Source organism: Mesorhizobium sp. B4-1-3 (assembly GCF_006439355.1).
In the GTDB taxonomy this organism is placed as follows: domain Bacteria; phylum Pseudomonadota; class Alphaproteobacteria; order Rhizobiales; family Rhizobiaceae; genus Mesorhizobium.
This window is the reverse complement of sequence record NZ_VFTG01000026.1, coordinates 67,126-77,494: the sequence shown is the minus strand read 5'-3', so window position 1 is coordinate 77,494 and position 10,369 is coordinate 67,126. Positions and strand designations below refer to the sequence as shown.

General features: G+C 64.7%; 12 protein-coding genes. 10 read left to right on the top strand and 2 right to left on the bottom strand.

The window, feature by feature from the left end; all coding sequences use genetic code 11:
• Positions 1–217 precede the first annotated feature (217 nt).
• The 5 genes from FJW06_RS24850 (at position 218) to FJW06_RS24830 (ending at position 4,186) form a co-directional block, all read left to right on the top strand.
• Positions 218–922, top strand: coding sequence for a DUF1223 domain-containing protein (locus FJW06_RS24850; protein ID WP_140755484.1), 705 nt, complete (start codon positions 218–220; stop codon positions 920–922).
• A gap of 88 nt (positions 923–1,010) precedes the next feature.
• Entirely contained in the window at positions 1,011–1,274 is a 264-nt protein-coding gene (locus FJW06_RS24845) for a hypothetical protein (RefSeq protein WP_140755482.1), read from the top strand.
• Between the two features lie 237 nt (positions 1,275–1,511).
• The gene (msrA, locus tag FJW06_RS24840) at positions 1,512–2,249 is read left to right on the top strand and encodes a peptide-methionine (S)-S-oxide reductase MsrA (protein ID WP_140755480.1); all 738 of its coding nucleotides are present in this window, start codon (positions 1,512–1,514) and stop codon (positions 2,247–2,249) included.
• Between the two features lie 216 nt (positions 2,250–2,465).
• The gene (locus FJW06_RS24835; protein WP_140755478.1) at positions 2,466–3,392 is read left to right on the top strand and encodes an ABC transporter ATP-binding protein; all 927 of its coding nucleotides are present in this window, start codon (positions 2,466–2,468) and stop codon (positions 3,390–3,392) included.
• The gene (locus FJW06_RS24830) at positions 3,389–4,186 is read left to right on the top strand and encodes an ABC transporter permease (RefSeq protein ID WP_140755476.1); all 798 of its coding nucleotides are present in this window, start codon (positions 3,389–3,391) and stop codon (positions 4,184–4,186) included. The genes FJW06_RS24835 and FJW06_RS24830 overlap by 4 nt, the downstream gene beginning before the upstream one ends.
• A gap of 46 nt (positions 4,187–4,232) precedes the next feature.
• Here FJW06_RS24830 and FJW06_RS24825 read toward each other — a convergent pair whose 3' ends face one another.
• Positions 4,233–5,270 (bottom strand): phosphatidylglycerol lysyltransferase domain-containing protein, encoded by a 1,038-nt coding sequence (locus FJW06_RS24825; RefSeq protein WP_140755474.1) that lies wholly within the window; start codon positions 5,268–5,270, stop codon positions 4,233–4,235.
• A gap of 233 nt (positions 5,271–5,503) precedes the next feature.
• Here FJW06_RS24825 and FJW06_RS24820 point away from each other — a divergent pair, with 233 nt between their 5' ends.
• The gene (locus tag FJW06_RS24820; RefSeq protein ID WP_140755472.1) at positions 5,504–5,989 is read left to right on the top strand and encodes a MarR family transcriptional regulator; all 486 of its coding nucleotides are present in this window, start codon (positions 5,504–5,506) and stop codon (positions 5,987–5,989) included.
• Entirely contained in the window at positions 5,986–6,666 is a 681-nt protein-coding gene (locus FJW06_RS24815) for a GNAT family N-acetyltransferase (protein ID WP_140755470.1), read from the top strand. Before FJW06_RS24820 ends, FJW06_RS24815 begins: the two co-directional genes overlap by 4 nt.
• Before the next feature lie 56 nt (positions 6,667–6,722).
• Here FJW06_RS24815 and FJW06_RS24810 read toward each other — a convergent pair whose 3' ends face one another.
• Positions 6,723–8,720 carry a PhoX family phosphatase gene (locus FJW06_RS24810; RefSeq protein ID WP_140755468.1) on the bottom strand — a complete coding sequence of 666 codons (1,998 nt, stop codon included), beginning with the start codon at positions 8,718–8,720 and terminating at the stop codon, positions 6,723–6,725.
• 212 nt (positions 8,721–8,932) lie between these two features.
• On the opposite strand from FJW06_RS24810, the gene FJW06_RS24805 reads away from it, so the two are divergent.
• The 3 genes from FJW06_RS24805 (at position 8,933) to FJW06_RS24795 (ending at position 10,351) form a co-directional block, all read left to right on the top strand.
• Positions 8,933–9,271: a hypothetical protein gene (locus FJW06_RS24805; RefSeq protein ID WP_140755466.1), complete on the top strand. Its 339-nt coding sequence runs from the start codon at positions 8,933–8,935 to the stop codon at positions 9,269–9,271.
• A 17-nt stretch (positions 9,272–9,288) separates the two neighbouring features.
• Positions 9,289–9,990: a phosphatase PAP2 family protein gene (locus tag FJW06_RS24800; protein WP_140755464.1), complete on the top strand. Its 702-nt coding sequence runs from the start codon at positions 9,289–9,291 to the stop codon at positions 9,988–9,990.
• A gap of 91 nt (positions 9,991–10,081) precedes the next feature.
• Positions 10,082–10,351, top strand: a complete 270-nt coding sequence (locus FJW06_RS24795; RefSeq protein WP_067328683.1) for a helix-turn-helix transcriptional regulator — start codon at positions 10,082–10,084, stop codon at positions 10,349–10,351.
• The last annotated feature ends 18 nt before the right edge of the window (positions 10,352–10,369 follow it).

Genomic DNA, 10,369 nt, shown 5'->3' with positions numbered 1-10,369 from the left:
TTTACGGGGAGAAGGTGCCCGAAGGGCGGATGAGGGGTGTTTCAGTTAGCAAGGGCTGCAATCTGTGACTCACCCCTCATCCGTCTCGGCGCTGCGCGACGATCCACCTTCTCCCCGTAAACGGGGCGAAGGGAAGCAATCACAAACCGGTGAAGCTGTAACGAACCCATCCACCCCGGCGAAATCGGAGCATGACCCGCTACGGAGACTGCTTCCCATGACCGGATTGAAGACAAGCCTGCTCGCCGGCGCGATGCTTGCCGCCACGCTCGGCGCCGCTTCCGCCCAGCCGCTGACCGTGGTCGAGCTGTTCACCAGCCAAGGCTGCTCGTCCTGCCCGCCGGCCAATGCCAACCTGATCAAGGTCAAGGACCAGCCGGGCGTGCTGGCGCTGTCGTTCAACGTCACCTATTGGGACTATCTCGGCTGGAAGGACACGTTCGGCCGCAAGGAATTCACCGATCGCCAGGTGACCTACGAGCCGTCCCTCGGCCGCGACGGGCCGTTCACGCCGCAAGTGGTGGTAAACGGCAGAAGCGACGGCGTGGGCGCGGCGCCGGGCGAGATCCAGAAGCTGATCGCCCAGAGTGAGATCAACAAGGGCGGCCGCACGCAAGGTCCGGAGCTTTCGCTCGGCCAGGGCAAGGTCCGCATCGGCGCCGGCAAGGCGCCGGGCGGCGGCGCCGACATCTGGCTGGTGCGCTACAACAGGGGTGTCGTCGAGGTGCCCGTGGCGCGCGGCGAGAACACCGGTCGCACGCTGCCGCACGCCAACGTCGTGCATGCGCTGACCAAGCTCGGCCGCTGGAACGGCGAGGCCACCACGCTGCCGCTGCCGGCGGCGACTGGCGGCTTGAGCACCGCCGTGCTGGTGCAGGGTCCGGATGGCGGACCCATCCTGGCTGCCGCCGCCGCCAACTGATTTTCCTTATCTTCGCGCGGGGCCGCATGAAAGCGGCAACGCATAACCCGGCCCGCTTCCGCGCGCCATTACCCAAGGAGTACGACCCATGACCAAGTTCCTCACGCTGCCGGCTCTGGCCCTCGCGCTTTCGGCTTCCGTTCTGGTCGCCGGCGCCCGCGCCGACGACGCGACAAACGCGATGAAGCCCGCCAACGCAATGGCGACCGATGCCATGAAGCCGGCCGATGCGATGAAGCCCGATGCGATGAGCACCGAGGCGATGAAGCCCGCCACGGATGCGATGAAGCCTGCCTCCGACGCAATGAAGCCGGCGGATGCGATGAAGCCGGCGGACACCACCGCTCAGTAAGCGTGGGTCGAGCACTGCCCCTCACCCGGCCTCCGCTTCGCTCGGCCGACCTCTCCCCGGTGGGGAGAGGAGACTGTCAGCGCCGGCGCCAATCTCTTCTCCCCACCGGGGAGAAGGTGGCCCGAAGGGCCGGATGAGGGGGACCGCCGTCGGCGGTTACACACCGCCGCACGGCAAAGTGAGAACCGCTTCGCGGCTGCGTTCGTATATAATGGAACAACAACAAGGAGACCCAACATGACCGGCATTGAAAAGAAAGCCGCGCGGCGGCCATTCCTTGCCAAAGGCGCGCTGGCGGCGCTGGTGCTCAGCGCGGCCGCGGCCGTGTTCTGGCAGAGCCCGGCGCGCTCGGCCGAGGACGCGGTGGTGATCCCGCCGCCGGCTCTGGACGAGAAGGCGGCGAGCGGCACCGAGAAGGCGATCTTCGCCGGCGGCTGCTTCTGGGGCGTGCAGGGCGTGTTCCAGCACGTCAAGGGCGTCAGCAAGGCGGTGTCCGGCTATACCGGCGGCAGCGCCGAGAACGCCGTCTATGAAGTGGTAGGCACCGGCCGCACGGGCCATGCCGAATCCGTCGAGATCACCTACGACCCGTTGAAGGTCACCTACGGCCAGCTGCTGCAGGTCTATTTCTCGGTCGCGCACAACCCGACCGAGCTCAACTACCAGGGGCCGGACCAGGGCACCCAGTACCGCTCGACGATCTTCGCCGAGAATGACGAGCAGAAGAAGGTGGCCGAGAGCTACATCGCCCAGCTCGACAAGGCCAAGGTCTTCCCCAAGCCGATCGTCACCACGCTCGAAACCGGCAAGACCTTCTACCCGGCCGAGGACTACCATCAGGATTTCCTGACGCTGAACCCGACCTATCCCTATATCGTCTACAACGACCTACCCAAGATCGAGAACCTGAAGGCGCTGTTCCCCAAGCTTTACAGCGAGAAGCCGGTGCTGGTGCTGGCCTCCAGCAAAAGCTGAGAAGGAAAGCCGGCAGGTTCCTGGCACAGATGACGAGGTTCGGACGGCCGCCGCTAATCCCCGGCGTCTGTGCCGATCGCCGGGCATGCCAGCCCGAAAACGAGGAGAAAGACCCCGCTTGCTGTCCAGAACTGTCAGCAGCGCGGCGATTCCCGGTTGCGCCGGGCGGCATCCGACCTATATCAGGTCACCTTTTCCAGCCGGCCGTATTTCAGCATGTCATCCATCATCTCGATCTCCGGTGTCACGAAAACCTATGCCACCGGCTTCAAGGCGCTGAAGGAAATCAATCTCGACATCGAGCGCGGCGAGATCTTCGCTTTGCTGGGGCCGAACGGCGCCGGCAAGACGACGCTGATCTCGATCGTCTGCGGTATCGTCAACCGGTCGTCGGGCAGCGTCACGGTTGATGGTCACGACATCGGCCGGGATTACCGCGCGGCGCGCAGCCTGATCGGGCTGGTGCCGCAGGAGCTCACTATCGACGCCTTCGAGACGGTCTGGGCGACGGTGAACTACAGCCGCGGCCTGTTCGGCAAGGCGCCCAACAAGGATTTCGTCGAGAAGGTGCTGCGCGACCTCTCGCTCTGGGAAAAGAAGGATTCCAAGGCGATCACATTGTCCGGCGGCATGAAGCGCCGGCTGATGATCGCCAAGGCGCTGTCGCACGAGCCGCGCGTCTTGTTCCTCGACGAGCCGACGGCCGGCGTCGACGTCGAATTGCGCCAGGACATGTGGGCGATGGTCAGGCGCCTGCGCGAGGACGGCGTCACCATCATCCTCACCACGCACTACATCGAGGAGGCGGAGGCGATGGCCGACCGCGTCGGCGTCATCAACAAGGGCGAGATCATCCTGGTCGAAGGCAAGGCCGAGCTGATGCGCAAGCTCGGCCGCAAGCAGATGACGCTGGAGCTGCGCGCGCCGCTGTCGGCCGTTCCGGACGGGCTTTCCCGCTATCCGTTGGAGCTGTCCGCCGACGGCAACCAGCTCACCTACACCTATGACAACCAGAGCGACCGTCCGGGCGTCGCCTCGCTGATCCGCGACCTCGAGGCGGCCGGCGTCCAGTTCCGCGATCTCGACACCAAGAACAGCTCGCTCGAAGAGATCTTCGTCAGTCTCCTGAGGCAAGAGCCATGAACCTGCGCGCGGCTCCTAATTTTCGTGCGGCCCCCAATTTTCGTGCGGTATGGGCGATCTACCGGGTGGAGATGGCGCGCGCCTTCCGCACGGTGCTGCAGAGCATCATCTCGCCGGTCATCTCGACATCGCTCTATTTCGTTGTCTTCGGCTCGGCCATCGGCTCGCGCATCAACGAGATCGACGGCATCGCCTACGGCGCCTTCATCGTGCCGGGCCTGATGATGCTGTCGCTGTTGACGCAGTCGATCTCGAATGCGTCCTTCGCCATCTATTTCCCGAAATTCGTCGGCTCGATCTATGAGCTTCTGTCGGCGCCGGTCTCCTATCTCGAGATCATCATCGCCTATGTCGGGGGCGCGGCGACCAAGTCGATCATGCTCGGCCTGATCATCCTCGCCACCGCCGCTTTGTTCGTGCCGCTCAGGATCGAGCATCCGTTCTGGATGATCGCTTTCCTGGTGCTGACGGCGGTGACCTTCAGCCTGTTCGGCTTCATCATCGGCATCTGGGCGAAAACCTTCGAGCAGCTGCAGCTGGTGCCGCTGCTCATCGTCACGCCGCTCACCTTCCTCGGCGGCAGCTTCTATTCGATCCACATGTTGCCGGGCATCTGGAAGACGGTCACGCTGTTCAACCCGGTCGTCTACCTGATCAGTGGCTTCCGCTGGAGCTTTTACGGCAAGGCGGACGTCTCGGTCGGCGTCAGCCTCGGCATGACGCTGGTGTTCCTGGCGATCTGCATCGCCATCGTGGCGTGGATCTTCAAGACGGGCTATCGGCTGCGGAACTGACGGGGTTCCTCTCCCCGCTTTGCGGGGGCGAGGAAAGAGCGCCCCCTCAAATCGCCTTCAGCAGGCGCAGCAGCCCCAGCATCTCCACGAAAGTCCCTTTGCGGAAGGCGATGTAGGTCGGCTCCTCGACGCCGTGGAAGCGGCGCTTGAAGGCTGCCTGGCCCTGCAGGTTGAAGCGCGAGCGGTTGACCCAGGGCGAGTTGTAGGCGCGCTGGAAGGCGCCGCGCCAGAAGCCCGATTCGGCAAAGCCGCTGGGCTCGATACCGAACAGCGGCGAGAGGCCGAGCGTCACCTCCGAGATGCCTTCCTCGCGAAAGCGGTCGACGGCGAATTTGGTCAGGCCGATCTCGGCATGCGGCGTCGCGTCGGTCTGCTTGCGCTTGAAGGCCGTGGTGTAGCCGATGACCTTGCCGTCGCGGAACAGCGGGTCGAAATCGAGGATGGCGAGAAGCCGGCCTTCGGGGCTGTGCAGGAGGAAGCGGCGCATGTCGGCGCCGAGCTCTTCGGAAAAGCGGCGGTTGAGGAAGCCCATCTCCCAGCGCTTGATGATGCGCTCCTTGCGCCAGTCGGCGGAAAGCTGGCTGATCTCTTCGTGCAGCCCGTCGCCCCTGTCCTCGGCGATGACAAAACCCTTCTTCGTCAGCCAGCGTTCGGAATAGCGCACGGTCTCGTTGCGCTTGCCGGAAAAATCATGCGCCGGCAAAAGCAGCCTGGTGTCGATGCCGAGGCGATTGACCATGTAACCGAGGCCGGCGAGCACTTTGGCCGTCTCGGCGCCGATCTGGACGAACCACGGCCCGCCGGCGGCTTCGACGAAGCGCTTTATGTAGAGCGCGCGATCCGCCGGGTCGACCACCGGATCGCCCAGCGCGAAATGGCGGCTCATCTTGGTGCCGAAGGCGATGTAGCCGTCGCCGTCGCTGAAATAGGACAGTTTCTGCTGTACGGCGGTCGAATAGGCGAGTGAGAAATCGCCGTAACGGCGCACCAGCGCCAGGCGCTCGTCATCCGTCAACTCGCGCCGCGGCACCTTGGGCGCCACGGCGTCGAGAAGCCTGTCGAAATAGATGCGCAGGGGCGCCATGAGCTCCGCGTGCCAAGAAGTGATGACCTGCCGCCCTCAGGTCCGAATCGCTGGCGACCGCTGCCGGCCACGTCGCGTCAGCGCGATATAGGATGCAATTGGCGGCGAATGAAGGGCAAACGTCGCAAAGCGGCCGCTATCGCCCATCGGCTGCCGCAACGGGTATGCGAAGATCGGCTTGATATTTCCATGCAATGTTATATATCACTGGATTGATATATAACGAGCCAACCATGGAAGACGTTCTTCGATCCCTCGGCTTTCTCTGCCTCGGCAGCCGGATGAAGCGCATAGGCGAGCAGCTGCAGGCCGACACTCAGCGCGTGCTCGACCGCCTGGACATGCGCATCCAATCGAGCCAGTACCCGCTGCTCGCCGCGCTCGACAGGCTCGGCCCGCTGCCGGTCGGCGAGTTGGCGCAATCCCTGGGCGTTGCGCAACCGGGTGTGACACGCAGCGTGGCGCTGCTTGCCGAGCTGGGGCTTGTCGAGGTCAACCCCTCGGAAGAAGACCAGCGGCGCAGGATTGTTTCGCTGAGCCGCAACGGCAGCCGGCTGGTCGAGCAGGCGAAGCGGGACATCTGGCCGAGCATCGAAAATGCGGTAGCGGATCTGTGCGCCGATCTTTCCGGGCCGCTGCTCGGCCAGCTTGCCGCCATCGAGGATCGTCTGGCCGAGACGCCGCTCCATCGCCGCGCCGAAAGGACCGCCACGCCATGAAACACGTCCTCGACCGCCCCGTCTGGAGCGCGCTCGAAACGCGGCAAAGGACTTTCGCGGAAGGTAACGATCTCGCGCGCCGGTACCGGCCATCGATCATCCCGTTCGCCGCCACGGCAACGGCAGATCCGGAAAGCCTCCACGCGCTCGGAAGGCTGGTTCCCGCCGGCGAGACCGTCATCCTGGCTCAGGCCGACAGCATTGTCCTGCCGCCGGCGCTTAAGGCGACGATGGCGGCCGATGCCGTGCAGATGATTGCCGGGCACGCCTTGCAGACGGTCGCCGACCCCCGGATCGAGCAACTGACGCGGCAGGACGCGGCCGAGATGCTTGCGCTTGCCTCGCTGACAAAGCCTGGCCCGTTCACGCTGGAGGCCTTGAGCCTTGGCGAATTCTGGGGCGTGAAGATCGACGGCAGGCTGGCCGCGATGGCCGGCGAGCGCATGAAGCAGCCCGGCTATTCTGAGCTCAGCGGCGTGTGCTCGCATCCGGATTTTCGCGGCGGCGGTCTCGCCCGGCTGTTGTCGCTGTTTGTGGCCAACCGCATCATCGCGCGCGGCGAGGTGCCTTATCTGCACGCCTTTGCCAGCAATGCCGCGGCGATAAAGCTCTACGAGTCGATCGGCTTCCGGCTGCGCAGCGGGATGAACATCGCGATGGTTCAGTGGGCGGGATGAGACGCGACGTCGGGGAGGTTCCGCCCACCCCGACGCCAAGTCCGTTGTCCGCAGGCTTAAACCGCGATCTTGCCGCCGCCCTGCTTGGTGATTGCAACGACAGCCGGCCGCACCGGCATGTCCGGCTTGAAGTCCGGCCAGCGGGTCGACGGATCCTCGTAATAGGACGGGCGGCCGAACCCTTCCCAATCCTCGCCGCCATCGCCCGGATGCTGGACGGCCACGAAAGCGGTCTGGTCGTCCGGCAAAAACAGCGGGCCGCACATTTCGGCGCCGATCGGCACGCGGAAGAACAGTTTTGAGGTCGCCCGCGCCGCGCCCTCCGTGTCGACCGCCCAGAGGCCGTCCGTGCGGCCGGTGGCCTTCGGGCCCTGGCCGTCGGTGGCGACCCACAGCCGCCCGGCGGAATCGACGGCACAATTGTCCGGCATGCCGAACCAGCCATGCGCGGTGGTCGCGGTCGAGAAGGTGGCGCCGACATCGGCAACGGAAGGATCGCCGCATTTCAACAGCACTTCCCACTTGCCCTTGCCGGCGGCGAAGTCGCCGCCGTTCTCGACGATCTCGATGATGTGGCCGAAGGCGTTTTCGGCGCGCGGATTGGCGGCGTCGACCTGCTCGGCCTTGCGCTTGGAATTGTTGGTCAGCATGACATAGACCTTGCCGTTGCCGGCATTGGGCTGGATATCCTCCGGCCGGTCCATCTTGGTGGCGCCGAGCAGGTCGGCGGCGCGCCGCGTCTCGATCAGTACGTCAGCCTGTGATGCAAAGCCGTTCTCCGCTGTCAGCGGGCCTTGCCCGAACACGATCGGCATCCATTCGACCGAGCCGTCCTCGGCAAACTTCGCCACATGGAGCGTGCCGTCGTCGAGCAGGTTCATGTTGGCGGCGCGGTCGTTGGGGCTGAACGTGCCGGCGGTGACGAATTTATAGACATAGTCGAAGCGCTCGTCGTCGCCGAGATAGAAGACGACGCGGCCGTCCTTGGCGACGATCGACTCGGCGCCCTCATGCTTGAAACGGCCCATGGCGGTGCGCTTCTTCGGCACCGAGTTCGGATCGTTGACGTCGACCTCGACGATCCAGCCGAAACGATTGGCCTCGTTCGGCTCCTTGGCAAGGTTGAAGCGATCGTAATGCGCGCCCCATTCATAGGCGCCTTCCGGGATGCCGAGGCGCTTGTAATTGGCGGCTTCCTTGTGGCCCTCCGGCAATTCGCCCGAGAAATAGCCGTGGATGTTCTCCTCGGCCATCACATAGGTGCCCCAGGGCGTGACGCCGCCGGCGCAATTGTTGAGCGTGCCGATGACCTTGCTTCCCGACGGATCGGCATTGGTCTTGACGCGGTCGTGGCCGGCAACCGGGCCGGAGAGCGCCATCTCGGTGGTCGACATGATGCGGCGATTGAGCTTGCCGTCACGCACCACCTGCCACTTGCCATCCTGCTTGCGGATTTCGACGATGGTGCCGCCATGCGCGGCCATCTCGACATCGATTTGCGCCTTCGAGAGCGGCGCCACCTCGGCGGCCTTCTTGCCGTCCTTCTCGACGATCGAAACGATGCCGGGGAACATCAGATGTGGGTTGGTGTATTCGTGGTTGACGACCAAGAGGCCGTGCTCGGCGGAGCCGTCGATCGGGATATAGCCGACATAGTCGTTGTTGTAGCCGAACTGTTGCGCCTGGGCCTCGGCCGACTGTTTCAGCGGATCGAACTCCGGCGAATCGGCAAACAGTGGATCGCCCCAGCGCAGCAGCACGTCGGCGTCATAGCCCGGCGCGACATGGTGCTTGTCGTCGATGCCGGCCTCGAGTTCGTCGAACCTGAACGCCGAAGCCCCGGCCGCGCGCGCCTCGTCGGCGGCGACCAGCGCCAGCGGGCCGACGGTGGCGGCGATCGCCGAGACGGCCAGCGAGCCCTTCAGGAAGCCGCGGCGCGAGAAGCGCGCGGCGATGATCTCGCCCATGGTGCGGTTGTCGGTCGGGTTGACGGGCGGGCCGTCATTGTCCTCGAGCAGGCTGGTGCGGAAGCGGGTCTCAGGGGGCACGGTCATGGGCTGTTCCTCTGGCTTCTTGAGGTGGCTGGGATTTGACCTTTCGACCCCTAAGGCGCGCCGATCACATTTTCGTGACACCGCCGGGATCGATCGTGGACAATTGTTTGCCGGCTGGTCAAGGCGCTGCCGGATCGGCTTGACGGCCTCGCCTGCTTCGGAAACAAGGGCTGCGGCCGCGCAGCGACGGCGCTTGAAAAAGGGGACGGCGGGTGAGTTTCTGGGGACTGGCGCAGCTCGGCATCTCGACCGTGATGTTCGTGCTGGCGGCGATGGCGGCCAAGCAATGGGGGCTGGCGCCGAGCCTCGCCAAGCTGCTTTTGACGCTGGCGCTCTACACGGCCGGCAATCTGGTCATGCTGAGGCTGGTGCGCGAATTCGGCATGTCGGTGTCGTTCAGCCTGTCGGCGGTGATCCAGCTGGTGGCTGTGAACGTCGTGGCGATCGCCTTTTTCGGCGAACGGCTCAATGCTTTCCAGGCGACGGGCATGGTGCTGGCGATCGCCGCCGTCGCGCTGATCACGCTCGGGCCCTATATGCAGCGGCTGTAGCGGGATCAAAGGCTTGCATGAAACCGATCGCCAACACGCTGCTCAACAAAATGGAATTCCCGGTGCTGCTGGCCGGGCTGGTGATTGCCGGCGGGCTATGGGGCCTTGTGGAACTCATGGAGCTGGCGCGCGCCACGACCCCGCACGCCTTCGACACGGAAATCCTGCTCGCTTTCCGGCATGCCGGGCAGCCGGACAGCCCGATCGGCCCGCCTTGGCTTGAGGGCGCGGTGCGCGACGTCACCGCGCTCGGCAGCACCGTCGTTCTGGTGCTGATCACGACCGCGACGATCATTTATCTGCTCTTGATTCGCAGACCCTCGACGGCGCTGTTCATGTTTGCGGCGGTAGCGGGCGGGCAAGGGCTCTCCAGCCTGCTCAAGCTCGAGGTCGACCGGCCGCGACCCGATCTCGTCTCGCATCTCGTCAACGAGACGTCGCTGTCCTTTCCGAGCGGCCACGCCATGCTCTCGGCCGTGACCTATCTGACGCTCGGCTCGCTGGCCGCCCGCTTCCTGCCGGACCGTAGGACGAAAGTCTTCGTGCTCGGCCTTGCCGTGCTCACCACCGTGCTGGTCGGCACCAGCCGCGTCTATCTCGGCGTGCACTGGCCGTCCGATGTGCTTGCCGGCTGGTGCGCGGGCTTTGCCTGGGCGATGCTGTGCTGGCTTGCGGCCCGGCTGCTGCAACGGCGCAAGGTTGTTACGGATAGCGAATAATCATTGTTTCATCTATGCTAGATGAGGGTTGAAACATCACAATGTTTATATTATCCATTGACACCGCAGACTCAGACATAGGTTCTGGCCGATGATCACTGCTGCGCAGATGCGCGCCGCAAGAGCGTTGGCCGGTATCGACCAGCGAACGCTTGCCGAGCGCGCCGGAGTTTCGCTTCCGACGATACAGCGTATGGAAGCGAGCGAGGGCGTCGTGCGGGGCGTCGTCGACACGCTGATGAAGGTCATCCAGGCCCTCGATGAGGTCGGGGTGGAATTGATCGGCGAGAACCAGACCAGCGAACGCGGCGGCAGGGGCGTACGCCTCAAGGCCATCGTGGCGCAGAACCCGCAGGGCTGAGCCGCAACTGCACCCGCC